Genomic DNA, 25,661 nt, shown 5'->3' on the forward strand with positions numbered 1-25,661 from the left:
CCGGCGCGCGGTATCCTGCGCGGCGCTGGGGCAATGACGAGGTGGGTGTGGCGGTGACTGGCAAACGCGGATGTCTGGCCGTGCTGGGCACGGTATTGCTGCTCGCAGCGCTGCTGGCGATTGCCGCCGTGGTGGCGTGGCGGCATTACCTGCACTTCGCCGATACCCCCGTGCCTGCGAGCGCGCCCAGCGTGGTGATCGCGCCCGGCGATTCGCTCAAGGCCACGCTGCGCAAACTGCGTGCGGCCGGTCTGGAACAGGGCACCGAGCTGGAATGGCAGCTGCTGGCGCGCCAGGTCGATGCGGCCGGCAAGCTCAAAGTGGGCGAGTACGCGCTGTCGCCGGCGCTGTCGCCGCGCGAACTGCTGACGCGCATGCGCCAGGGGCGGGTGATCCAGTACCGCTTCACGATCGTGGAAGGCTGGAATTTCCGTCAACTCCGCGCCGCACTTGCTACCGCCACGCCGCTACAGCACTCCATCGATGCATTGGACGACGCGGCGCTGATGGCGCGGCTGGGCTTCGCCAAGCAGCATCCGGAAGGACGCTTCCTGCCCGAAACCTATGTCTATCAGCGTGGCGACAGCGATATCGACGTGCTCAAGCGCGCGCATGCGGCCATGGACAAGGCGCTGGCGCAGGCCTGGCAACAGCGCACCCCGAACCTGCCGCTCGGGTCGCCGGAACAGGCATTGATCCTGGCCTCGATCATCGAAAAGGAAACTGCCTTGGGCTCCGAGCGCCCGCTGATTGCCGGGGTGTTCCTGCGCCGTCTGCAGATGGGCATGAAGTTGCAGACCGACCCGACCGTGATCTACGGCATCGGTAGTAGCTACGACGGCAATATCCGCCGCCGCGATCTGAGCACCGATACCCCGTACAACACCTACACCCGCACCGGCCTGACGCCTACGCCGATCGCCATGCCGGGCCGCGAGGCGCTGCTGGCGGCGGTGCGTCCGGCGCCCGGTGCGGCGCTGTATTTCGTGGCGGTGGGCGATGGCACCGGCGCGCATGTGTTCTCGGCCACGCTGGCCGAACATAACGCAGCGGTGGCGCGCTATCTGCAGCGCCACCGGCTGCAAAGCGCGCCGCAAACGGAGCCTACGCCATGACCGCCGCATTTTCACCCTGGCAGCAGCGCGCTTTCGACCAGACCGTGGCAGCGCTGGATGCCGGACGGCTAGGGCACGGGTTGCTGATCTGCGGCCCGGAGGGCCTGGGCAAACGGGCGGTGGCTTTGGCCCTTGCCGAGCATGTGCTGGCCAGCTCGCCTGACCCCGCGCTTGCGCAGCGCACGCGCCAGCTAATTGCCGCCGGTACCCATCCGGACCTGCAGTTGATCTCGTTCATTCCCAATCGCACCGGCGACAAGCTGCGCACGGAGATCGTCATCGAGCAGGTGCGTGAGATTTCGCAGAAGCTCTCGCTCACACCGCAGTACGGCATCGCCCAGGTGGTGATCGTCGACCCGGCCGACGCGATCAATCGCTCCGCCTGCAACGCCTTGCTCAAGACCCTGGAAGAACCATCGCCCGGCCGTTACCTGTGGTTGATCAGCGCCCAGCCGGTGCGCCTGCCGGCGACTATCCGCAGCCGCTGCCAACGCCTGGAATTCAAGCTGCCGCCCGCGCAAGAAGCACTGGCCTGGTTGCGCTCGCAAGGCGTCACTGAGCGCGCTGCACAGGAAGCACTGGATGCCGCGCGCGGCCATCCCGGTCTGGCCGCGCAGTGGTTGCGCGAAGACGGACTGGCCATGCGGCGTGCGGTTGCGCAGGATCTGGAGCAGATTGCCAGCGGCCGTGCCGGCGCGGTGGATGTCGCGCAGCGCTGGGCCAACGACGGCCAGGCCGATCAACGTTTGCGCCATGCCGCCGATCTGGCATTGGCGCAGGCATCGGCCGGCTTGACCGATCCTTCGCGGTTGCACAAGCTGGCGACCTGGTTCGACGCCGCCAACCGCACCCGCGATCTGCTGCGCACCACCGTCCGTGCCGACCTGGCAGTGACGGAATTGTTGCTGGCCTGGCGCGAGGGAGAGCGCCAGCCACGTTCTAGGGGAACTCGATGAGTGCAATGAATGCACGCCAAGGCATTTTGTCACTGGCGTTGAAAGACAAGCCAGCGCTCTACAGCGCCTACATGCCGTTTGTGAAAGGCGGCGGCATCTTCGTGCCCACGCCCAAGCGCTACATGCTGGGCGATGAAGTCTTCCTGCTGCTGACCCTGCCGGATTCCAGCGAGCGCCTGCCGGTCGCCGGCAAGGTCATCTGGACCACGCCTGCAGGCGCCCAGGGCAACCGCGCCGCTGGCATCGGCGTGCAGTTCCCTGATGGCCCGGAAGGAGAGGCGGTGCGCAACAAGATCGAGACGCTGCTGGCGGGATTGACCACCTCGGACAAGCCGACGCATACGATGTGAGGCTGCGTTTGTGCGGAATGGGTCAGGTCCAGACAGACTGCGCTCGGCACTGCGCTGATCACCGAAATATCGGTGCTATGCAGCTGGCTTCGGGCGCCGCATCGCGCGCTGCTTGCGGCATACGAGGTTGATTGGAATCGCTCCAAAGAAGTGGGTCGCAGTGGCTAGCCTGAGCGGTCTGCCCAGCCTCTGGGTACAGCGGTTTCGAGCAGTTTCGGCGCCACCGCATGAAGCGGTTGACGATCGCCACAGCTGCCCTATAATGTGCGGCTCGCGTCATCGGGCGGTTAGCTCAGCGGTAGAGCATTGCCTTCACACGGCAAGGGTCACAAGTTCGAACCTTGTACCGCCCACCATTGAAATCCAGCAGCATTCAGGGTTTCAGCGCGAGAAGAAGAGCCGGCCATGCGCCGGCTTTTTGTTGCCTTGCCACCATCAGCAGAGCCCGTGCATGGGACTCGTTGAAGCAGTCGCGTGAATCACCGGACGCCGTAGATCACGCTTGCTGGATGTCACTGTAGCGGATGCTGCTGGCTACAGCTCTTTGACGCTATGCATAGTGATAACGCACCTGGGCGATCAGTAGTATTCCTTCTGCGGCTTTGTAGACGATTCGGTGTTCGTCATTGATGCGGCGCGACCAATAACCCGCTAGCGCGTGGCGCAGTGGCTCGGGTTTGCCGCTGCCTTGGAACGGATCGCACTGAATGGCGTTGATCAATTCGCTGATGCGTTTGAGGATCTTCTTGTCGGCCTGCTGCCAGTACAGAGAGTTCTCCCAGGCACTATCCGAGAACTGGAGGATCACTCGGCCAGTCCCCGTTCCTTGCCGCGGCCGGCTTCAAGCTGGGCGATGGATTCCAGCAGGCGCTGTGCACTCTTCGGGCTGCGCAGCAGGTAGGCGGTTTCCTTCATGGCCTTGTAGTCATCCAGGGACACATGACGACAGCTCGTTCGCCGCTGCGCGTGATGATCACTAGCTCGTGGTCGTTGACAACGCGGTCCATGGTCTCTGCGAGAGAGGCGCGCGCGGCGCTGTAGGTGATGATATTCATGACGTCATCTGGGTATGTACAGAAAATCGTACGTATTGGACTGGGGAGTCAACTGTCGAGCAGACGGGCTGCTGGAAGTGTTCAAGCCGCCGATAGCCTGGTTGATCGCTTGTGCCTGCTTGTTGCGAGCTCAGCAAGGACTTGCCATCCTGCAGGTCCCCGCGTTGAAGAAGGTGTAGCGATGAAGGCGCTGCTTGGAAGTGCTCTGGTTGCAACGACATTACTGGCCGGCTGTGCCCGCGATGTAGGCGAGCAATACGTGGGCAAGTGGGTCAATGTGAAGTCGGAGAAGAACGTGCTGAGCATCGAGCACAACGGCGAGAGCTTCATAATTCGCGATACCCAGCCGGAGCTGTTCGGCAACGGGGTCAAGACCCGCAATCATCCGGCGCTGCTGACCAATGGCGTGCTGCAGATGTCCAACGGCGTTGGCACGGTCAACTACGCGATCGATGAGGCGACCGGTAAGTTGAGCACGGGCGATACCGAGTACACGCGGGTCAAGTGAGGGCGAGGCCGGGCATGCGATGCACTGAGCGACGTTGCAGGTGGCGAGGTGATCGCTTCATCAGTTGGTAGCATCATGTCTTGCGTGCTGCGTGCTGCGTGCTGCGTGCTGCGTGCTGCGTGCTGCGGAGCATGCCGCCGTGAGCGTGGATCACGCATTCATGAGCTAAGCGCGCAGTGCCGTGGCTTTCCTACGGGCTGAGCGGGACGGCTAGGCGTGCGCGAATAGCCAGATCGGTGATGCAACTTCGCTCCTGAGTTTTATGCCCGTGACGCTGTGGCCTGCGCCTGCATCCAGCGCCACAGCGTCGTGCGCGAAACGCCGAGCGTTTGTGCGGCGAGGGCGCGGTTGCCGTTTGCGCGATCGAGCGCCGCGCGGACTGCGCTGGCAGTGAGCTGCAGGCGAGAAGTCGCCAGATCGGCCTGCTCATGTGGTATGTCGCGGTTACCGAGCTGTGCATCGAATAATTCCGGGGCCCAGCGTTCGAGTTGCTCCAGGCTGAGGCTGTCGTGCGGTTGGGCTTTCCAGTGAATGCAGAGACGTTCGACCAGATTGCGCAGTTCGCGCACATTGCCGGGCCAGGTGTGTTGTTGCAGGCATTGCAATGCAGCTGCCGATAGCGGCGATGGAATGCTGCCAAGTTGCTGGAAATAATGCGCAAGCAACAACGCAATGTCGTTGTGACGATTGCGCAACGGCGGTAGTGCAATGCGCAGCGCGGCAAGGCGATAGAACAGGTCGCGGCGGAAGCGGCCCTGTTCGACCAGGTGCTGCAGTTCCTGCAGGCTGGCGGCGATGACGCGCACGTCGACCGCAATGGGCACGGTTGCGCCAACGCGCAGCACTTCGCGTTCTTCCAATACCCGTAGCAACCGTGTTTGCAGCGGCATCGGCAACTCGCCGATTTCGTCGAGAAATAGGGTGCCCTCCTGCGCGGCTTCGATCAGGCCAGTGTGGCCGCCGCGGCGCGCGCCGGTGAAGGCGCCATCGCTGTAGCCGAACAGTTCTGCTTCCAGCAGCGACTCGCTGATGGCGCCGCAGTTGATCGCCACGAAGCGGCCGCGGCGTCGGCTGCCAGCATGCAGTTGCCGGGCAGCCAATTCCTTGCCGGTGCCGGTTTCGCCGCTGATCAACACGGTACCGGTATGCGGCGCGTACAGCTGCACCAATTCGCGCACCTGCAGCATCGCGCTGTCTTCGCCCAGCAGGGCATCAGCTCGTCGTGCACGACGCGTGGCGCTGCAGCCAGCGGCGCGGTCCGTGCTTGGAGCAGTGCCCAATGCGATGGCCTGTTCCAGTGCTTGGCGTACCGAATCGGCCGAATACAGCAGCACGCCGGGCAGCCCGGCCTGCTCGGCGAAATCGATGGCCATACCGGTGCCGACGATGACCTGGATGCCGCTGGCGCGCAGGTCGGCAATGCAGTCGCGCGCGTCTTCGGCGGTGACGAAGCGGCGGTGCTCGATATCCAGATCGAAGCTGTGCTGGAAGGCGCGAAATGACGGCACATCGCTGGCGTGGGTGACCACACCGATGCGTGGCCCGATGCGGCGCGCACGCGCCAGCGCTTCCATCAGATCGAACCCGGTGGCCCGGATGGGCGCGAAGGGCAGGGCAAGCCGGCTGCGCAGGTAGGCCGCATTGGAGCCGCCGGCCACCAGCGCGTCGCAGCGTTCGCGGCGCAGGCGCTGGCCGACGACCTCGACTGCTTCGGCAAAGCCAAGGTTGATCTGCTCGATGCGGGCGCGTTGATCGAACTCAGGGATGACATCGGCCAGCAACCCGGTCAGGCGCGAGACGCTGACGGTCCAGATGACAGGTAGGGAGGCCTCTGCGGTCTCCGGGAGGGAAGGGCTGCGCATCAAGGTGCCGCGTTTCAGTAGCGTTTCATAGTGAATCAGATGTTGCGTACTTGCAACATACGGAGCGGCAAGACCCAAAAGAATCAAAGGCTTGTGATTGGCACGGTGTTTGCGCCCACCGCGATATCCCATCCAAGGAACCGTCATGACGCCTTCGTCCACCTCTTCGGCCGGCACGCGTTTCCGTGCTGCGCTGGTTGCCGAATCGCCGCTGCAGGTGATCGGTGCGATCAACGCCAACCATGCGCTGCTGGCCCAGCGCGCCGGCTACCGGGCGATCTACCTGTCTGGTGGCGGGGTGGCGGCCGGCTCGCTGGGCTTGCCGGACCTGGGCATCAACACGCTGGAAGACGTGTTGATCGACGTGCGCCGCATCACCGATGTGTGTGAGTTGCCGCCGCTGGTGGATGTGGACACCGGCTTCGGGCCGAGCGCGTTCAACATCGAGCGCACCATCAAATCGCTGATCAAGGCGGGCGCGGCCGGCTGCCATATTGAAGACCAGGTCGGCGCCAAGCGCTGCGGCCATCGGCCGGGCAAGGAGATCGTGAGCCAGGGTGAGATGGTGGACCGGGTCAAGGCGGCAGCCGATGCCAAGACAGATGCAGCGTTCTTCCTGATCGCCCGCACCGACGCGATCCAGATGGAAGGGGTGGATGCGGCGATCGAGCGCGCCATCGCCTGCGTGGAGGCGGGTGCGGATGGCATCTTCGCCGAGGCCGCCTATGATCTTGAAACCTACAAGCGCTTTGTCGATGCAGTGAACGTGCCGGTGCTGGCCAACATCACCGAATTCGGCAAGACCCCATTGTTTACGCGCGACCAATTGGCGCAAGCCGGCGTTGCGATCCAGTTGTTTCCGTTGTCGGCGTTCCGTGCTGCCAACAAGGCCGCTGAGGCGGTTTACACCGCGATCCGGCGCGATGGCCATCAACAAGCGGTGCTGGACAGCATGCAGACGCGCGAAGAGCTGTACGAACGCATCGGCTATCACGCCTTCGAGCAGCGCCTGGATGCATTGTTCGCCGCCAAGGGCGCATGATCCACGCCGACTCCCCTGCCTGAGCATACGCATGACCAGCCAAACCGGCGGTGCACCGTCTCCACGTGGCCGTATCGATCGTCGCCAGACTGCGCGCCAGTTGTTGCAAACCGAAATGGAAAAACTGCCCGACGCCGAGCGCGAGGTGGTGGAACGCTTCATTGCCAAACGCCACGTGGCGCGCGACATCGTCAAACAGGCAGACCGCGAGCGGTCCCTGGGCGAGCGTATTGCCGACCGGGTGGCCGAAATCGGCGGCAGCTGGAGCTTTATCATCGGTTTTGGTCTGGTGCTTCTATTCTGGATCGTGCTCAACAGCGTGCTGATGACGCACGCCTTCGACCCATACCCTTACATCCTGCTCAATCTGTGCCTGTCGTGTCTTGCTGCGATCCAGGCGCCGGTGATCATGATGAGCCAGAACCGCCAGGCAGCCGTGGACCGGATGCGCGCGCAGAACGATTACGAAGTGAACATCAAATCCGAGCTGGAGATTCTGCAGGTGCACGAAAAGCTTAACCAACTGCGCGAGCAGGATTGGTTGGCGCTGGTCGAGCAGCAGAATCGCCAGATCGCCTTACTGCAGCAATTGATCGATCGTGCCGGCACATCGCCGTCCGCACACTGACTGCCTGGTCCACACGACCGCGTCTCCCTGGAGATTTTCAATGAACGACAGCGCCACCCCGCAAAACGCCACCGCCTTCAAGCCGAAGAAATCCGTCGCCTTGTCCGGTACCGCCGCCGGTAACACCGCGCTGTGCACGGTGGGGCGGAGCGGCAACGATCTGCATTACCGCGGTTACGACATCCTCGACCTGGCCACCACCAGCGAATTCGAAGAAATTGCGTACCTGCTGGTGCATGGCAAGCTGCCCAACAGCGGCGAACTGCGCGGTTACAAGGCCAAGCTGCGTTCGTTGCGCGGTGTACCGGCTGCGGTGAAAACTGCGCTGGAACAGTTGCCGCCTTCGGCGCATCCGATGGATGTGATGCGCACCGGCGTATCGGTGCTGGGCTGCCTGCAGCCAGAAAAAGACGACCACAACCACCCTGGCGCGCGCGACATCGCCGACAAGCTGATGGCGTCGCTGGGTTCGATGCTGCTGTATTGGTATCACTACAGCCACAACGGCAAGCGCATCGATGTGGAAACCGACGACGACTCCATCGGCGGTCACTTCCTGCATCTGCTGCATGGCTTTGCGCCGAAAGACTCGTGGGTGCGCGCGATGCACACCAGCCTGATCCTGTATGCCGAGCACGAATTCAATGCGTCCACGTTTGCGAGCCGCGTGATTGCCGGTACCGGCAGCGATATGTACAGCGCAATCGCCGGTGGCATCGGTGCATTGCGCGGACCCAAGCATGGCGGCGCCAACGAAGTGGCCTTCGAAGTGCAGAAGCGCTACAACACCCCGGATGAAGCAGAAGCCGATATCAAGGCGCGTGTGGAACGCAAGGAAGTGGTGATCGGCTTCGGGCACCCGGTGTACACGGTGTCCGACCCGCGCAACAAGGTGATCAAGGATGTGGCGCGCGAGCTCTCCGATGAGCAGGGCAGCCGCAAGATGTACGACATCGCCGAGCGTCTGGAGAGCGTGATGTGGGACATCAAGAAGATGTTCCCGAACCTGGATTGGTTCAGTGCAGTGAGCTATCACATGATGGGCGTGCCGACCGCGATGTTCACTCCGCTGTTCGTGCTCGCGCGCACTGCCGGTTGGAGCGCGCACATCATCGAGCAGCGCGTGGACGGCAAGATCATTCGCCCCTCGGCCAATTACACCGGCCCGGAAGATCAGGTGTTTGTGCCGTTGGATCAGCGCAGCTGATAACGCGTTGCGCAGCCGCTGACGTCTGCGCTTCGGTCGCCTTCTTCAATGAAGGCGATTGGACCTCGCAAGCCAGATCAGCGACAGCAAACCTGCAGACCTCTGAAACGCTACGTCGATTCCCGATTCACATCCGTCCGCTTCGATATCGCCAGCCATGAATAGCCAATACCGCAAGCCCTTGCCAGGCACCTCGTTGGAGTACTTCGATACACGCGCTGCCGTCGATGCGTTGCAGCCCGGTGCGTATGCAGGCTTGCCGTATACCGCACGCGTGCATGCCGAAAACCTGGTGCGGCGTGCAGAGCCGCACATGCTGGAGGCGTACCTGCGCCAGTTGATCGAGCGCAAGCGTGAGCTGGATTTCCCGTGGTTCCCGGCGCGTGTGGTCTGCCACGACATCCTGGGCCAGACCGCACTGGTGGATCTGGCCGGGCTGCGCGATGCCATTGCCGAGCAGGGCGGCGACCCGGCGCAAGTCAATCCGGTGGTGCCGGTACAACTGATCGTCGATCACTCGCTGGCGGTGGAATACGCCGGTTTCGACAAGCAGGCCTTCGCCAAGAATCGCAGCGTGGAAGACCGCCGTAATGCCGATCGATTCCACTTTATCGAATGGACCAAGCGTGCGTTCGAGAACATGGAAGTGATTCCGCCAGGCAACGGGATCATGCATCAGATCAATCTGGAGAAGATGTCGCCGGTGATCTACACACTGGACGGCGTGGCATTTCCGGATACCTGTGTGGGCACCGACAGTCACACGCCGCATGTGGATGCGCTGGGTGTGATTGCGGTAGGCGTCGGCGGATTGGAAGCGGAGAACGTGATGCTGGGGCGCGCCTCGTGGATGCGTTTGCCGGACATCATTGGCGTGGAATTGATCGGCCGGCCAGCGCAGGGCATCACCGCCACCGATATCGTGCTGGCATTGACCGAATTCCTGCGCGCGCAACGCGTGGTCGGTGCGTATCTCGAGTTCTACGGCGATGGCGCGCGTGCACTGACCATCGGCGACCGCGCGACCATTTCCAATATGACACCAGAGTTTGGTGCGACGGCGGCGATGTTCTACATCGACCAGCAAACCATCGATTACCTGCGCTTGACCGGTCGTGACGATGCGCAGGTCGCGTTGGTGGAAACCTATGCGCGCCATACCGGCTTGTGGGCCGACGATCTGGCCACCGCGCAGTATGAGCGCGTGCTGCAGTTCGATCTGTCGAGCGTGGTGCGCAACATGGCCGGGCCGTCCAATCCGCACAAACGCGTGGCGACTACCGAGCTGGCGCAGCGCGGCATTGCCGGTACATGGGAAGCCATCCCGGGACAAATGCCCGATGGCGCCGTGATCATTGCGGCGATCACCTCGTGCACCAATACTTCAAACCCGCGCAACGTGATCGCCGCCGGCTTGCTGGCGCGCAATGCCAATGCGCGTGGATTGACCCGCAAATCGTGGGTGAAAAGCTCGCTGGCGCCGGGGTCCAAGGCAGTGCCACTGTATCTGGAAGAGGCCGGTTTGCTGAGCGAGCTGGAACAGTTGGGCTTCGGTATCGTGGCGTTTGCGTGCACTACCTGCAATGGCATGAGTGGTGCGTTAGATCCAGCGATCCAGCAGGAGATCATCGATCGCGATCTGTATGCCACGGCGGTGTTGTCGGGCAACCGCAATTTCGATGGACGCATCCACCCGTATGCCAAGCAGGCGTTCCTCGCATCGCCGCCGTTGGTGATTGCGTATGCAATCGCCGGCACGGTGCGCTTCGATATCGAAAAGGATGTGCTAGGCATCGATGCCGACGGCGTGCCGGTCACGCTCAAGGATCTGTGGCCGAGCGATGCCGAAATCGACGCGGTGGTGGCGCGCAGCGTCAAGCCGGAACACTTCCGCAGTGTGTACGACCCGATGTTCAAGCGCAGCGTGGGGCAAGGGATAAGCGTGAGCCCGCTGTACGACTGGCGCCCGGGCAGCACGTATATCCGCCGCCCGCCATATTGGGAAGGCGCGTTGGCCGGCGCGCGTACGCTGCGTGGCATGCGCCCGTTGACGGTGCTGGGCGACAACATAACCACCGATCACCTCTCGCCATCGAACGCGATCATGGCCGGCAGTGCGGCGGGCGAATATCTGGCGCAGATGGGCGTGCCGGAGGAGGACTTCAATTCCTATGCCACCCATCGCGGCGACCACCTTACCGCGCAGCGTGCGACGTTTGCCAACCCCAAATTGATCAACGAAATGGCGGTGGTCGATGGGCAGGTCAAAGCTGGCTCGCTGGCGCGTCTTGAGCCGGACGGCCAGGTGCTGCGTATGTGGGAGGCGATCGAAACCTACATGACCCGCAAGCAGCCGCTGATCATCATTGCCGGTGCCGATTACGGGCAGGGCTCTTCGCGCGACTGGGCGGCCAAGGGCGTGCGGCTTGCCGGTGTGGAAGTGATCGTCGCCGAAGGCTTTGAGCGCATTCACCGCACCAACTTGATCGGCATGGGCGTGTTGCCGCTGGAGTTCAAGTCAGGCACAGATCGCAAGACCTTGGGCATCGACGGCAGCGAAACCTTCGATGTGGTGGGTGAGCGCACGCCTGGCGCCACGCTGAGGTTGTCGATCCACCGGCGTAATGGCGAGCAACTGCAGGTGCCGGTGACCTGCCGTCTGGATACTGCGGAGGAAGTTTCAATTTACGAAGCAGGTGGCGTGTTGCAACGGTTTGCGCAGGATTTTCTTGAGGCAAACAAGGCCGCATAGGGCAGCATCATGGCCGATTCTTCGCGATTGATCTTCATGCTCAAGCCGCCACCGCAGGTGTTTGAGGCTATGGCTGGTGCCTTGGCTGCACACCGCCTCGATGCAATGCTTGGTGACGCGTACTTCGATCCAGGCAACTGGCATCAGTCGGTATCGGACCGGTTTGAAGGAGTAGCTGTGCGTGCCGCAATGCTGCGTGCGGGCGATCATCTCGATGCTCAGGCAGTTACGTTCTGTTTGAACCGGATCACCAGTCGCGGAACCGACCCGGTACATTGGGCATTCCGGGCAGAGGGCACTCCATTTGCCTTCATTGCATTGCAGACTGCCATTGCAGCAGCGCTGCGTGCGGAAGGCCTACACGTTGGTGGCGGACATACGCCGCACGTAACGATTTGCTATGCAGCGCCCGGTAAGCTCAACCAGCCCATCGTGCCCATCACTTGGCACGCCACTGAGGTGCTGTTGGTTGAAGGCGGTGGGCGACCGTATCGCTATGTACCCATCGGATCTTGGCCATTGCGACCCGAGGGCCTCCTGCCGGAGCAGGCGCAACTGCCGTTATGACCTGAGTGGGAAGGCGTGCTTGAGCTCTTCATGGTAACGCTGCGCCAAGTCGTACAGATGCATTACGCAAGTTTTTTCCCATCACGTCCGCACGTCGTTTCCAAGGAACGTTCATGGCATTCGCTCCCCAACTCCGCATCCCCGCCACCTACATGCGCGGAGGCACCAGCAAGGGCGTGTTTTTTCGTCTGCAGGATTTGCCGGCGGCCGCGCAGCAGCCGGGCGCTGTGCGCGATGCGTTGTTGTTGCGGGTGATCGGTAGCCCGGATCCGTATGCCAAACAGATCGATGGCATGGGCGGGGCGACCTCGAGCACCAGCAAGAGTGTGATCGTCTCGGCCAGCACGCGTGATGGGCATGACGTGGACTATTTGTTCGGGCAGGTCTCCATCGATAGCGCCTTCGTGGATTGGAGCGGTAACTGCGGCAATCTGTCGGCGGCGGTGGGCCCGTTCGCGATTTCAAGCGGCTTGATCGATCCCGCACGCGTGCCGCGCGACGGCGTGGCGACAGTGCGGATCTGGCAGGCCAATATCGGCAAGACGATTGTCGCGCATGTGCCGATGACCGACGGGGCGGTGCAGGAAACCGGCGACTTCGAGCTGGACGGTGTGACCTTCCTAGCGGCCGAAGTGCAGCTGGAGTTTCTCGACCCGGCCGACGATGCCGAAGGCGAGGGCGGGGCGATGTTTCCCACCGGCAATGTCATCGATCAACTGGAAATTCCCGGGCTAGGCACGCTCGATGCCACGCTGATCAATGCGGGTATTCCAACCATCTTCGTCAATGCGCGCGACCTGGGTTACACCGGCACCGAGCTGCAGGACGCCGTCAATGGTGACTCGCGCGCGTTGACCATGTTCGAAACATTGCGCGCGCACGGTGCGGTGCGGATGGGCTTGATTGCGAACGTGGAAGACGCCGCGACGCGGCAGCACACGCCCAAGGTCGCCTTCGTGGCGCCGCCGGCCGACTACACCGCGTCCAGCGGCAAGCCGGTGCACGCGGCCGAGATCGATTTGCTGGTGCGCGCGATGTCGATGGGCAAATTGCATCACGCGATGATGGGCACTGCAGCGGTAGCGATCGGCACTGCGGCGGCGGTGCCGGGCACGTTGGTCAATCTGGCTGCCGGCGGCGCGGCGCGTTCGGCGGTGCGTTTTGGGCATCCGTCCGGCACCTTGCGGGTCGGCGCGCAGGCGCAACTGGTCGATGGCCAGTGGCAGGTGACCAAGGCGCTGATGAGCCGTAGCGCGCGGGTGCTGATGGAAGGCTGGGTGCGGGTGCCGGGTTCTGTTGTCGAGGTTGAGTGACTCGCACAGCGTTTTGGGATGGCTTGGATGCACACTGCGCATGCTTGGGCTTAGAGCGGCGTTAGCGCTGTTGCGTGCGATGTTCGCATCGCTTCGGTCGGGCGCCCGTGGGTTGCGCGATGTAGAAGTGGTCGCGCACCCGCGCGCGTTAGCTTGGCTGCTGCGCACAGTCTTTCCAGGCGTGAGCCTTAGAGCCGGGCCGTCCGCGTTGCGGCCTGGGGTTTATCTAGGTGCTGGATCATCATTGACCCCGTTAGTGATGGACATTCTCCCGCTGGGCGAATAACGCCAGCTCAGCGCAGGGGGCTGTGGCAAGCATCCTCAACTGAGGCTCCTCCTGCGCCATTGCACAATTCGAACGAGCGCGTTGCATTAATTCGAACGCCCTTTCGAATTGCGAAAACTTTTTCGCACGCGCTTTGCTATAGTTGTGTAAATCATGTTAATTCTGTTGCACCGCGGCACGCAGGCCGGGCCGCCCCGCCATCAGAATCCGGAGTTCTCCCCATGTCCGCCAGCCGGTCGCTCAAGATCAGCGCGCTCGCCGTTGCCGTCGTTTCCCTTCTTCCGCTTTCTGCCGCCGCCCAGCAGGCGCCCAGTGACGATGGTGTCGTGCGTCTGGATGCGGTCAAGGTCACGGTCGAGCGCCGTTCGGAAGACTCCAAGGACGTGCCGGTTTCCGCGTCGGTGCTGCGCCCGGAATTTCTGGATGCCATCTCCACTAGCGGCTCGGACATCCGCGTGCTGGCCGGCAAGGCGCCCAGCCTCAACATCGAGTCGTCCAACGGTCGTGTGTTCCCGCGCGTGTACATCCGCGGCTACGGCAACACCGACTTCAACACCTACGCCTCGCAGCCGGTGTCGTTGATCTATGACGACGTGGTGCAGGAAAACGCGTTCTTGAAGGGCTTCCCGATCTTCGATCTGGAAGGCCTGGAAGTGCTGCGCGGCCCGCAGGGCACCTTGTTCGGCCGCAATACGCCGGCCGGCGTGGTCAAGTTCAACTCGGTCAAGCCGACCATCGGCGCCAATGACGGCTACGCCAGCCTGTCGTACGGCACCTACGGCACCATGACCCTGGAAAGCGGCCTGAGCATCGCGATGGGCGACCATTGGGCAGCGCGTCTGTCCACCTTGGGCCAGCGCCGCGACGATTGGGTGGAAAACCGCGACGGCCGCGATCTGGAAGGCTATACCGATTCGGCCGTGCGTCTGCAGCTGCTGTACCAGGCCAGCGACGATTTCAGCGCGTTGTTCAACGCGCATGCGCGTCACCTCGACGGCACCGCGCGGCTGTTCCGCGCCAACATCATCCAGCCGGGCACCAACCAGCTGGTGGATGGTTTCGATTCGGAAAAATCCTTCATCGACGGTGCCAACCGCCAGGAACTGCAGACCTACGGCGGCAGCGCCAACCTGACCTGGGATCTTGGCGATATCGCGCTGCACTCGATCACTGCCTACGAAGGTATCGGCAAGTACTACAGCCGTGGTGATATCGACGGTGGCTTCGGCGCAGTGTTCGCACCGCCGTCGGGCCCCGGCGTGATTCCGTTCCCGGTGGAAACCGCCGGCGGCATCAAGAGCCTGGACCAGTACAGCCAGGAAGTACGTGCGGAATCGCAGTACGAAGGCCCGCTCAACTGGCAGGCCGGCTTGTACTACTTCCACGACGATGTGGAAGGCGAAAACTACACCTACAACACCCTCAGCGGCGGCGATCTGGCCAGCTACCAGCTGACCCGCCAGCGCAACACCTCGTGGGCGGCGTTTGGTTCGTTGAACTACGCGGCCACCGACCGTTTGAACCTGCGGGCCGGCATCCGCTATACCTACGACAAGAAGACCTTCGACGTGCTGGCGCTGGATCGCGTCACCCTGGTCGAACCGTCCAGCGGCGAGACCGATAATTCCAAGGTCACCGGCGATCTGGCGGCAACCTTCTCCATCAACGACGACGTCAACGTGTACGCACGTGCGGCACGCGGTTTCCGTGGCGCCAGCTTCGGTGTGCCGTCGGGCACCGCGCCGCTGACCGTGGCCGAGCCGGAAACGGTGGATTCGTTCGAGGTCGGCATCAAGTCGGATCTGTTCGACAACCGCGCGCGCCTGAGCTTCGACGTCTACGATTTCCGGGTAAAGAACCAGCAGCTCACCGCAGTGGGCGGTACGTCCAACGACGTGCGCCTGCTCAACGCCGACAAGACCAAGGCGCGCGGCGCCGAGTTCGATTTCGAAGCCTTGCTCACCCAGAACCTGCGCGTCACCGCTGGTGGCGCCTACAACTGGACCCGCATCGACGACCCGACCCTGTCGGTGGGCGTGTGCCGCACCTGTACCGTGACCGACCCGCTCAATGCCGCCGGCAACGCCATCATCGATGGCAACGACCTGCCCCAGGCCGCCAAATGGATGGCCAATGCGACCTTGCGTTACGGCATTCCGATGGGGAACGACGGCGAGTTGTTTTTCTACACCGACTGGTCCTACCGCAGCGAAGTGAACTTCTTCCTGTATGACTCCAAAGAATTCACCGGCCAGCCGCTGGTCGAAGGTGGCGCCAAGATCGGCTACAACTGGGGCGCAGGTGCGTACGAGTTGTCGGTGTTCTGCCGCAACTGCACCAACCAGATCCGCGTGACCGGTGCGATCGACTTCAACAACCTCACCGGCTTCATCAACGACCCGCGCATCGTGGGTGCGCAGTTCCGCGCCAACTTCTGATCGGCGCAGTCGTGTCGCAACATCCAACCGCCGGCTATCATGCCGGCGGTTTTTTTTGGCAGCAGGAGCGTGGAGATGCAGCGGACCTGGCAACACGCGTGGGGACTGGTGGCGATGTGGTGCATGACGACGGCCGCTTGGGCGCATCAGCCTGTAGCGGCCGTGCAATCCACACCTGCATCGGTGCTGACTGAGAAGATGGTGGTGTCCACCGACATCGGCGACGACATCGACGATGCGTTTGCGTTGGGGTTGCTGCTGCGTAGCCCGCAGTTGCAGGTGCTGGGTATTGCCTCGGCGTGGGGTGACACCACGTTGCGTGCGCAATTGCTGCAGCGGTTATTGCAGCAGGCCGGACGCAGCGAGATCCCGCTGGCGGTGGGGGCGCACACGATCAGCAGCATTGCCTTCAGCCAGGCGCGCTGGGCGGCCAAGGGACAGGTGCCGGCCGCGCTGCCGGATGCGGCCGCGATGATCCTGCAGCAGGCGCGGCAGCATCCGGGCGAGGTGACCTTGCTGGTGCTGGGGCCAATGACCGATGCCGCGCTGGCGCAACAACGCGACCCGGCCGGTTTTGCCAAGCTCAAGCGTGTGGTGGCGATGGGCGGGTCGGTGCGGGTGGGCTACGGCAAGTCTGCGTATCGTCCGGCCAGTGCGCCGGCGCCGGAGTACAACATCCTGGCCGACGTGCCGGCAGCGCAGCGCGTGTTTGCGGCCGGCGTGCCGATCGTGTTGTTGCCACTGGACGCCACGCAGATCACGCTGGAAGAGCCCGAGCGCGTGGCCTTGTTTGCCCACGGCGACGGGCTGACCGATGCGCTGACGCAGTTGTACTACCAGTGGCGCAACACCGACCAGCCCTGGGCCAGTGCCACGCCCACGTTGTTCGATGTTGTGCCGGTGGCCTGGTTGCTACGCCCGGCGCTGTGCCCGACCACGCCGCTGCATCTGGACGTGGATGCGCAGGGCTATACCCGCGAAGGTGCTGGCACGCCGAATGTGCAGGCCTGTTTGCGCGCAGACAAGCCGGCACTGATCGAGATGTACATGCGTGCGTTGTTGGAGTTGCACTGAGAGCGGCGAATAAAACTTGGTGAGTGCAGCGGATTGCGGTGCAGTTTTTTCGCGGTATCTTTTCAGCTGTAGTCAAAAGCCTGGTTGGTAGCGTGCGCGATGCCCTCACCGCTTGCGGGACACGCCGTGAATCCATCCTTGGAAGCTCGATGGCGCATCCATGCCGCCAACGGTCCCGCAATCAGTGAGGACACCGCGCCAGACAGTTGGTGGGTGACTTTGATTGAAGAGCGAAAACTCGGCGCTGGACCGCCGGTAGCTGCTTTATTGAAAACTCCGCACACCGATGAAATGGACTGGTCCTTGCCCGCTTACCGTCGCGCGCCCCTTGGCGGCATGGATGCCGCCAAGGAGCTTACAAGGACGTGCTTGCAGCGTGTCCTGCGATGGTGGGCAGGCGAGGGCCTGCAGCCAGTTGCAGTCCAGCTGTCTGCACTAGGCGGCATGACGTGGTTCTGCAGTCGCTCCAAGTGCGGCTAACACATCACTGCGCTCACTACAGTCGGGCGCACCGCTACAAACGCAACGCTCGCCCGGCAGCGCACGCTCACCGCCTATCGGCAAGTGCTCAAGTCGCCGCACTGCTGCCATCAGCGACATGCGCGGCGTCGCTATAATTGCGTTCTCACATTGCGAGTAGCACGAATGCGACGTCCCCCCAATTTTGAGTAGCACCTCAGTTTGGAGTCCAATTCCCTACCCCAAGGAGATTGGACGTGAAGAAGCGTTTTTCCGAAGAGCAGATCATCGGCTTCCTGCGCGAAGCCGAAGCGGGCATAGCGATCAAGGACTTATGCCGGCGGCATGGCTTCAGTGAGGCCTCGTACTATCTGTGGCGCAGCAAGTTCGGCGGCATGAGCGTGCCCGACGCCAAGCGGCTCAAGGACCTTGAGGCCGAGAACGCGCGGCTAAAGAGGTTGCTGGCCGAGCAGTTGTTCGAGAATGACCTGATCAAGGATGCGTTGCGAAAAAAGTGGTGAGCGCACCGGCGCGTCGTGCGCTGGTGCGCGAGTGGATCGGGCGTGGTGCTAGCGAGCGTCGTGCCTTGGCGGCGATTGGCATGAGCGCCAGCGCGCTGCGCTATTGCCCACGCCAAGACCGCAATGGCGAACTGCGCGAGCGCATTCTTGCGTTGGCGCATCGCCATCGCCGCTACGGCGTGGGGATGATCTATCTCAAGCTGCGACAGGAAGGACGCCTGGTGAACTACAAGCGCGTGGAGCGGTTGTATCGCGAGCAGCAGCTACAAGTGCGGCACCGCAAGCGCAAGAAGGTACCGGTTGGCGAGCGTCAGCCGCTGCTGCGGCCAGCGCAGGCCAACCAGGTGTGGTCGATGGACTTCGTGTTCGACCGCTCCGCCGACGGCCGAGTGATCAAGTGTCTGGTGATCGTGGACGACGCAACGCACGAAGCGGTCGCCATCGAGGTGGAACGCGCGATCTCCGGGCACGGCGTTGCGCGCGTGCTGGATCGGTTGGCACACAGTCGCGGCCTGCCGCAGGTGATCCGCACCGACAACGGCAAGGAGTTTTGCGGCAAAGCGATGGTTGCCTGGGCGCATGACCGGGGTGTGCAGCTACGGCTCATCCAGCCGGGCAAACCAAACCAGAACGCCTACGTCGAATCGTTCAACGGCCGGCTGCGCGACGAATGCCTCAACGAACACTGGTTCCCAACGCTGCTGCATGCACGCAATGAGATCGAACGCTGGCGACGCGAATACAACGAGGACCGACCCAAGAACGCAATTGGCGGCATGACGCCGTCCGCTTATGCCCAACATCTGGCAAACACCGATATCATCAACCCCGGACTCTAAACGCGGCCGCTACTCAGGGCGGGGGGACGTCGCTCCCAGTGCTTGGCCAACATCAGTTCGCGCTTGTTCTTGATCTGCTTCAGCTTCGAGGGCTTCTCCGCGATCAGGTAGCGCAGCTTGCGCTTGCGCTTGATCTCCTCGCGCTTCTCAAGCCCGTTGTAGCCGCTGTCCCCGCACACCGTGTCTTCCTTGCCGTGCAGCAGCTTGTGCGATTGCGTCACATCGGCCACGTTGGCCGCCGTGCATGCGACGTGGTGCACCAGCCCGGAGTCATCGTCCACCCCAATGTGCGCCTCCATCCCGAAGGAGTACTTGTTCCCTTATTGGTCTGGTGCATGTCCGGATCGCGCTCGCCCTCCTTGTGCTTGGCCGAGCTGGGCGCAGCGATGATCGTGGCGTCCATGATCGTCACGCCGCGCAAGCTTTGCCCCTTGCGCGACAGGTGCGCGCTGACCCGATTGAACAGCTTGCGCGCTAAGTCATGTCGCTCCAGCAAGTGGCGGAAATCGAGAATCGTCGTCTCATCCGGCACCTCGTCCAGACCACCGATCTTTGCGAAACGGCGTATCGACACCGTGTCGTACAGCGCTTCTTCCGCCGATGGATCGCTCAGCGCATACCACTGCTGCAAAAAGTGGATGCGCAGCATCGTTTCCAACCGATACGGCTGGCGCCACGGCTGCCCCGACGTCGGGTAGTGCGGCTCGATCAGCGCCAGCAGGTCCTTCCACGGCACGACCTAGGGATGGTCTGATCAACGCGACCGGAAAACGAAGCAACCGCATCCGCCGCGCTGAGGGCGCTCAAATCGCCGATTTTTTGCCGGTTTCGGCACGTTTGCGGGGTGTTGCCTGGATTACAGGCACAGCTTCCCCGCAGCAGGCATTAACGCTTTGCGCGTCAGCCACAGATTCGATAGTGCAAACAGCGTCAGCACCTGTGCGGTGTTCTTCGCCAAACCGCGATAGCGCACCTTGACGTAACCAAACTGACGCTTGATCACCCGAAACGGGTGTTCCACCTTCGCACGCAGGCTGGCTTTGGTGTGCTCCCAGCGCTTGGCCAACTTCAGTTCGCGCTTATTCTTGATCTGCTTCAGCTTCGAGGGCTTCTCCGCGATCAGGTAGCGCAGCGTGCGCTTGCCCTTCATCTCATCGCGCTTGTCCAGCCCGGTGTAGCCGCTGTCGCCGCTCACAGTGTCTTCCTTGCCGTGCAGCAGCTTGTGCGCCTGCGTGATGTCCGCTGCGTTGGCCGCCGTGCATTCCACGTGGTGCACCAGGCCCGACTCATCGTCCACCCCGATGTGCGCCTTCATCCCGAAGAAGTACTGGTTGCCCTTCTTGGTCTGGTGCATGTCCGGATCGCGCTCGCCATCCTTGTTCTTGGTCGAACTTGGCGCCGCAATGATCGTGGCATCCACGATCGTCCCGCCCCGCAGACTCTGCCCTTTACGCGACAGGTGCGCGTTGACCCGGTTGAACAGCTTGCGCGCCAAATCATGCCGCTCCAGCAAATGCCGGAAGTTGAGAATCGTCGTTTCATCCGGCACCTCATCCAGCCCGCCGATCTTCGCAAAACGGCGCATCGACACCGTGTCGTACAGTGCTTCTTCCGCCGATGGATCGCTCAGTGCGTACCACTGCTGCAAAAAGTGGATGCGCAGCATCGTCTCCAGCCGATACGGCTGTCGCCCCGGCTGCCCCGACTTCGGGTAGTGCGGTTCGATCAGTGCCAGCAGATCCTTCCACGGCACGACCTGGTCCATCTCGGCCAAGAACACCTCACGCCGCGTCCGCTTGCGCTTGCCGTTGTACTCCGCATCGCCGAAGGTCAGTTGCATCGTCGTTGTCCCGTTGCGTCTGTGTGATTGTCGCAGGATCAAGGGGAGTTGTTCAGAGTTTCCCTAGAGCGGCTAACAAAACGTAGCGAGCAGTCGTCAGGTGGGTGCGGGCGGCGCACAGGAACCGGAGTGTACGAGTGGTACATGAGGATTCCGAGCACCGGCCGCGCCCGCCTGGCGGCTGCGCAGTCGTTTTGTTAGCTGCTCTTAGCTTTCGCTTTGCCCGTCGTTCTTCTTGCTTCAACCGCTCTTTTTCTTGCTCACGCTTTTCGCGTCTTTTCTTCCAATCCCGATTTTGTTGGATACGAAAAGCAGACGGTTTTTTATCGTGATCTTGCTCATGCTCTAAATCAATTCGTGTTTCAGCTGCTCGCGCGCGTGCGCGTGCGTGGCTTTGCTCGCGACGACTAAATCGCGTGTCATCTTTGATTAATCGCTGTGCAGTCGTTAGAATTTCTTGAAGTTCATTTTTAATGAATGGATCGCGGAAATAATGGTCTGTGCGCTCAAAGCTAACAACGCGCTGCAAATTTTGCGCATGAATTCTGGCGCTGTCACTAATCATTTGCTCAATACACTTGGTGATTGAATTCACCCACTCTTCTAGCGCTTCTAGGGATGGTCTGATCAACGCGACCGGAAAACGAAGCAAACCGCATCCGCCGCGCTGAGGGCGCTCAAATCGCTGATTTGTTGCCGCTTTCGGCACGTTTGCGGGGTGTTGCCCGGATGACAGGCACAGCTTCCCCGCAGCAGGCATTAACGCTTTGCGCGTCAGCCACAGATTCGACAGTGCAAACAGCGTCAGCACCTGTGCGGTGTTCTTCGCCAAACCGCGATAGCGCACCTTGACGTAACCAAACTGACGCTTGATCACCCGAAACGGGTGTTCCACCTTCGCACGCAGGCTGGCTTTGGTGTGCTCCCAGCGCTTGGCCAACTTCAGTTCGCGCTTGTTCCTGATCTGCTTCAGCTTCGAGGGCTTCTCCGCGATCAGGTAGCGCAGCGTGCGCTTGCCCTTCATCTCCTCGCGCTTGTCCAGCCCGGTGTAGCCGCTGTCGCCGCTCACCGTGTCTTCCTTGCCGTGCAGCAGCTTATGCGCCTGCGTGATGTCCGCTGCGTTGGCCGCCGTGCATTCCACGTGGTGCACCAGGCCCGACTCATCGTCCACCCCAATGTGCGCCTTCATCCCGAAGAAGTACTGGTTGCCCTTCTTGGTCTGGTGCATGTCCGGATCGCGCTCGCCGTCCTTGTTCTTGGTCGAACTTGGCGCCGCAATGATCGTGGCATCCACGATCGTCCCGCCGCGCAAGCTCTGCCCTTTACGCGACAGGTGCGCGTTGACCCGGTTGAACAGCTTGCGCGCCAAATCATGCCGCTCCAGCAAATGCCGGAAGTTGAGAATCGTCGTTTCATCCGGCACCTCATCCAGCCCGCCGATCTTCGCGAAGCGGCGCATCGACATCGCGTCGTACAGTGCTTCTTCCGCCGATGGATCGCTCAGTGCGTACCACTGCTGCAAAAAGTGGATGCGCAGCATCGTCTCCAGCCGATACGGCTGTCGCCCCGGCTGCCCCGACTTCGGGTAGTGCGGTTCGATCAGTGCCAGCAGACCCTTCCACGGCACGACCTGGTCCATCTCGGCAAAGAACATCTCACGCCGCGTCTGCTTGCGCTTGCCGTTGTACTCCGCATCGCCGAAGGTCACTTGCATCGTCGTTGTCCCGTTGCGTCTGTGTGATTGTCGCAGGATCAAGGGGAGTTGTTCAGAGTTTCCCTAAAGCGGCTAACAGCACCTGGCGAGCGTCTGACCTATGAGCGCAGTGGTTTTTTATTCGCCGCATCTTCTTGGACGCAAATAGAAGCCTTGTGGTCGAGGCGCGGTGGCCTCACCGCTCGCGGGACACGCCGTAAACCCATTCATGGGCCTTGATGGCGGCATCCATGCCGCCAACGGTCCCGCACCCGGTGATGGCACCGCACCAGACAGTTGGCTGGTGGTTTGTTGAAGAGCGAGTACATCGCTTCGCGCTGATTGCTGGTTGATGTATTGAAAGCTCTGCACGCCGACCAACTCGACTGGTCCTCGCCCGCCCATCGTCCCGGGACCCGTGGTGGCATGGATGCCGCCACGGAGCTTAAAAGGACGTACTTGCAGCGTGTCCTGCGATGGTGGGCGGACATGGCGCTGCAGCCAAGCCCCCGATCAGCCGCTCTACAATTGACAAGCCTTGAGGACGATTTTTATCCGCTCTAAGCCGCGGCGGCATGTCTTCTAGTGCCGCGCGTACGCTCCGGCTCCTTCGGGCGTTGGATGTCCACAAACCACTGGCCCGCTACCTTTTGCTAACTGCTTTTGATCAGCGCACCTGCGCCGACATCGAATACGGCCGCTGCGCCGGGTCGGTGGCCCACTGCTGATTCGTTGTCGCCTGCATACGGAATCGTAGTTCACCACCGGCCTGTATTTCTTCGTGTGTGACGTAAGCGCGGGTGAGTGGTTTGCCATTGAGCGTAGCGCTACCGATGTAGCTGCGTGCATCGCTCACGCCCTCGGCAATCACCGCAAAACGCTTGCCATTGGGCAGGTTGAGCGTGGCGCGTGGCAGGAACGGGCGGCCGATGATGTATTGATTGCTGCCGGGCGCCACCGGGTAGAAGCCCAGTGTGGTGAACACATACCAGGCCGACATCTGGCCGAGGTCGTCGTTGCCGGCCAAGCCTTCCGGTCCAGCGTGATATTGGCTGCGCATGATCTGCGTCAAGCGCGCCTGCGTGCGCCACGGTTGCCCGGCATATGCGTACAGATAGGCGACGTGGTGGCTGGGTTCGTTGCCGTGCGCGTACCAGCCGATCAGGCCGGTGATGTCTTCCATATGCTCGAAGACCTTTGGGTCCACCTTGGCATCGAACACTTCATCCAGCCGGGCAAGCAGTTTGTCGTCCCCGCCATGTGCTGCGGCCAGCCCGGCCACGTCCTGGGGCACGTACCACGAGTACTGCCAAGCGTTGCCTTCGGTATAGTCGCTGCCGTAGCCACTGGCAGACGGGTCGAACGGCTCGCGGAAATTGCCGGCGCGGGTGCGTGCGCGCATATAGCCCGTGGCCGGGTCGAAGGCATGCTTCCAGTTGCCGGCACGCTTGGTGAATTCGGCGGCGATGTCGGGCTTGCCGAGCTTGTCGGCCATGCGCGCGATGGTCCAGTCGTCGAAGGCGTATTCCAGCGTCTTGGATGCGGCTTCGCCTTCTTCGTCGATGGGTACATAGCCCAGCTCGCGGTATTGCGCGATGCCGTCGTATGGGCCGTAGTTGGCGCTGGCGACCATGGCCTGCAAGGCTTCATCCGCATTGAAGCCGCCGATGCCTTTCATGTAAGCGTCGGCAATTACCGGGACCGCGTGATAACCGATCATTCACCAGGTTTCCAGGCCGTGGAATGCCCACACCGGCAAGATGCCGTAGGCGCTTTCGCGACGCGACGCCAGCAGCGAATTGACCACATCGCTGCTGCGTTGCGGCGGCTGCACCAGGGTGAGCAGCGGATGCAATGCGCGGTAGGTATCCCACAACGAGAAGGTGGAGTAGTTGGTCCAGCCGTTTGTTTGATGCACGGCATTGTCCGGCCCGCGGTAGCGGCCGTCGCTGTCCATGAACAGTGTTGGCCCAAGCAAGGTGTGATACAGCGCGGTGTAGAGCTGGGTGCGTTGTTGCGGCGTGCCTTGTGCGTCGATCGCCGACAGCGCCTGCGTCCATTGCGCGCGTGCATCGGCCCGTACACGATTAAAATTGAAGCCGGGCACTTCGGCATCGAGATTGGCGATGGCACCCTCTTCGCTGACCGGTGAGAGCGCCACCTTCACCACCAGCGGCGTGCCGTCGTTGGCGACATCGAACACGCCGACCAGTTGCCGGCCTTCGATCTGCGCACGCTGTGCAGGATTCTTCTCGCCGGGCGGTGGAAAGCCCTTGTACGGAATGTCTTGCTCGGTGTCGTGGAGTTGCGTGGCAGTGAGCGGGCGTGAGAAGCGCATGGCGAAATACAGCTGCCGGCCGGGTGCCCAGCCACGTGTTTCGCGAAAGCCGGTGACGGTGCCATCGCTGCGCACACGCAGCCGCGACCACTGCACTTTGCCGGGGTAGTCGTACAGGCTGGTGCGCAGGTCGACCAGCACATGCGCCGGTTTGCCTTTCGGGAACTGATAGCGATGCACGCCCACGCGCGCGCTGGCGGTAAGTTCGGCGCGGATATTGCGGTCTTTCAAGGTCACCGCGTAGTAGCCAGGCTGGGCCTGTTCGCTGGCATGATCGAACTGCGCGGTATAGCCGCTGCCGGGTTTGCTGGCATCGCCTCGTTCCAGCTTGACCTGCCCGGCTTGCGGCATCAGCAAGATGTCACCCAGATCAGAATGCCCGGAGCCGGAAAAATGGGTGTGCGAAAACCCGACGATGGTGGTGTCGCTATGCCGATAACCGGCCGCCCAGCCATAGGCTTCTTTGCGGGGTTTGATCTGCGTGTCCGGGCTCAGTTGCACCATGCCGAACGGTACCGTGGCACCGGGATAGGTATGGCCTTCGCCACCGGTACCGATGAACGGGTCCACTGCGTCGAAGGCAGCCGTGGCCGCAGGCGCACCGGGCGCAGCGTTGCCGGCAAATGCGACGACTGCGGCAAGCACAGCCAGCCAACGAACCCGAGGTGCGGCGATCAACCGAGACGACATGCGGAATGCTCCAGCGGATGCAGCGCCGGACCGTAGCACAGCTATACGGTTGCACTACACATGAGCGTGCGAATGATGTCGCCGCCATGCTTGGGTCCGCTGGCAGCATGCACCGTTGCACACACACT

16 protein-coding genes, 1 tRNA gene, 1 other RNA gene and 4 pseudogenes are annotated in these 25,661 nt (G+C 62.2%); 14 read left to right on the forward strand and 8 right to left on the reverse strand.

The genetic code is table 11. The features are described 5' to 3' along the window. The first annotated feature begins 41 nt into the window (after window positions 1–41). From mltG to KWO_RS05890, 4 genes are all read left to right on the forward strand, one after another. Window positions 42–1,115, forward strand: coding sequence for an endolytic transglycosylase MltG (gene mltG, locus KWO_RS05875; protein ID WP_010379016.1), 1,074 nt, complete (start codon window positions 42–44; stop codon window positions 1,113–1,115). Continuing rightward, the gene (locus KWO_RS05880; protein ID WP_010368413.1) at window positions 1,112–2,071 is read left to right on the forward strand and encodes a DNA polymerase III subunit delta'; all 960 of its coding nucleotides are present in this window, start codon (window positions 1,112–1,114) and stop codon (window positions 2,069–2,071) included. The genes mltG and KWO_RS05880 overlap by 4 nt, the downstream gene beginning before the upstream one ends. Further along, on the forward strand, window positions 2,068–2,421 hold the full coding sequence (locus KWO_RS05885; RefSeq protein WP_003483889.1) for a PilZ domain-containing protein: 354 nt from the start codon (window positions 2,068–2,070) through the stop codon (window positions 2,419–2,421). Before KWO_RS05880 ends, KWO_RS05885 begins: the two co-directional genes overlap by 4 nt. Window positions 2,422–2,702: 281 nt before the next feature. Continuing rightward, window positions 2,703–2,777: transfer RNA gene (locus tag KWO_RS05890), tRNA-Val, on the forward strand. A gap of 194 nt (window positions 2,778–2,971) precedes the next feature. Here KWO_RS05890 and KWO_RS05895 read toward each other — a convergent pair. Both KWO_RS05895 and KWO_RS05900 read right to left on the reverse strand, forming a co-directional pair. Continuing rightward, window positions 2,972–3,229, reverse strand: coding sequence for a Txe/YoeB family addiction module toxin (locus KWO_RS05895; protein ID WP_010379014.1), 258 nt, complete (start codon window positions 3,227–3,229; stop codon window positions 2,972–2,974). Further along, window positions 3,226–3,476: pseudogene (locus tag KWO_RS05900) on the reverse strand (type II toxin-antitoxin system Phd/YefM family antitoxin). The gene KWO_RS05895 and the pseudogene KWO_RS05900 overlap by 4 nt, the downstream one beginning before the upstream one ends. Before the next feature lie 181 nt (window positions 3,477–3,657). Here KWO_RS05900 and KWO_RS05905 point away from each other — a divergent pair. Beyond that, the gene (locus KWO_RS05905; RefSeq protein ID WP_010379011.1) at window positions 3,658–3,984 is read left to right on the forward strand and encodes a hypothetical protein; all 327 of its coding nucleotides are present in this window, start codon (window positions 3,658–3,660) and stop codon (window positions 3,982–3,984) included. A gap of 260 nt (window positions 3,985–4,244) precedes the next feature. Here KWO_RS05905 and prpR read toward each other — a convergent pair whose 3' ends face one another. Continuing rightward, window positions 4,245–5,846, reverse strand: coding sequence for a propionate catabolism operon regulatory protein PrpR (gene prpR, locus KWO_RS05910; RefSeq protein ID WP_017114921.1), 1,602 nt, complete (start codon window positions 5,844–5,846; stop codon window positions 4,245–4,247). A 145-nt stretch (window positions 5,847–5,991) separates the two neighbouring features. Between prpR and prpB the strand changes: the two genes are divergently transcribed. The 9 genes from prpB (at window position 5,992) to KWO_RS05960 (ending at window position 18,972) form a co-directional block, all read left to right on the forward strand. Further along, entirely contained in the window at window positions 5,992–6,888 is an 897-nt protein-coding gene (gene prpB / locus KWO_RS05915) for a methylisocitrate lyase (RefSeq protein WP_010379009.1), read from the forward strand. A 31-nt stretch (window positions 6,889–6,919) separates the two neighbouring features. Beyond that, complete coding sequence (locus KWO_RS05920; protein ID WP_010368420.1) at window positions 6,920–7,516, forward strand: DUF1003 domain-containing protein; 597 nt, start codon at window positions 6,920–6,922, stop codon at window positions 7,514–7,516. Window positions 7,517–7,556: 40 nt separating this feature from the next. Beyond that, window positions 7,557–8,723 carry a bifunctional 2-methylcitrate synthase/citrate synthase gene (gene prpC, locus KWO_RS05925; protein ID WP_010368421.1) on the forward strand — a complete coding sequence of 389 codons (1,167 nt, stop codon included), beginning with the start codon at window positions 7,557–7,559 and terminating at the stop codon, window positions 8,721–8,723. 157 nt (window positions 8,724–8,880) lie between these two features. Beyond that, on the forward strand, window positions 8,881–11,475 hold the full coding sequence (acnD, locus tag KWO_RS05930; RefSeq protein WP_010379008.1) for a Fe/S-dependent 2-methylisocitrate dehydratase AcnD: 2,595 nt from the start codon (window positions 8,881–8,883) through the stop codon (window positions 11,473–11,475). A gap of 9 nt (window positions 11,476–11,484) precedes the next feature. Beyond that, window positions 11,485–12,042, forward strand: a complete 558-nt coding sequence (locus KWO_RS05935; protein WP_010368425.1) for a 2'-5' RNA ligase family protein — start codon at window positions 11,485–11,487, stop codon at window positions 12,040–12,042. Between the two features lie 113 nt (window positions 12,043–12,155). Then, window positions 12,156–13,355, forward strand: coding sequence for a 2-methylaconitate cis-trans isomerase PrpF (gene prpF, locus KWO_RS05940; protein ID WP_010379007.1), 1,200 nt, complete (start codon window positions 12,156–12,158; stop codon window positions 13,353–13,355). A 507-nt stretch (window positions 13,356–13,862) separates the two neighbouring features. Further along, window positions 13,863–16,079: a TonB-dependent receptor gene (locus tag KWO_RS05945; protein WP_010368428.1), complete on the forward strand. Its 2,217-nt coding sequence runs from the start codon at window positions 13,863–13,865 to the stop codon at window positions 16,077–16,079. 75 nt (window positions 16,080–16,154) lie between these two features. Further along, window positions 16,155–17,153 carry a nucleoside hydrolase gene (locus KWO_RS05950; RefSeq protein ID WP_010379005.1) on the forward strand — a complete coding sequence of 333 codons (999 nt, stop codon included), beginning with the start codon at window positions 16,155–16,157 and terminating at the stop codon, window positions 17,151–17,153. Between the two features lie 716 nt (window positions 17,154–17,869). After that, window positions 17,870–18,972, forward strand: a protein-coding gene (locus KWO_RS05960; protein WP_100243780.1) for an IS3 family transposase whose coding sequence is annotated in 2 segments (ribosomal slippage) — window positions 17,870–18,128 and window positions 18,128–18,972 — 1,104 coding nt in all. Because the reading frame shifts where the segments join, the coding sequence is not laid out codon by codon here. A gap of 14 nt (window positions 18,973–18,986) precedes the next feature. Here the strand turns inward: KWO_RS05960 and KWO_RS05965 are convergent. The 5 genes and pseudogenes from KWO_RS05965 to KWO_RS05990 form a co-directional block, all read right to left on the reverse strand. Continuing rightward, window positions 18,987–19,711: pseudogene (locus KWO_RS05965) on the reverse strand (IS5 family transposase); the annotation flags it as partial. A 117-nt stretch (window positions 19,712–19,828) separates the two neighbouring features. Continuing rightward, the gene (locus KWO_RS05970) at window positions 19,829–20,812 is read right to left on the reverse strand and encodes an IS5 family transposase (protein WP_017113471.1); all 984 of its coding nucleotides are present in this window, start codon (window positions 20,810–20,812) and stop codon (window positions 19,829–19,831) included. Window positions 20,813–20,882: 70 nt separating this feature from the next. Then, a non-coding RNA gene (locus KWO_RS05975) (sX9 sRNA) lies at window positions 20,883–20,958 on the reverse strand. Window positions 20,959–21,545: 587 nt separating this feature from the next. Next, window positions 21,546–22,526: pseudogene (locus tag KWO_RS05980) on the reverse strand (IS5 family transposase); the annotation flags it as partial. A 646-nt stretch (window positions 22,527–23,172) separates the two neighbouring features. Then, window positions 23,173–25,533: pseudogene (locus tag KWO_RS05990) on the reverse strand (GH92 family glycosyl hydrolase). Window positions 25,534–25,661 lie beyond the last annotated feature (128 nt).

Source organism: Xanthomonas vasicola pv. musacearum NCPPB 4379 (assembly GCF_000277895.2).
Classification (GTDB): domain Bacteria; phylum Pseudomonadota; class Gammaproteobacteria; order Xanthomonadales; family Xanthomonadaceae; genus Xanthomonas; species Xanthomonas vasicola.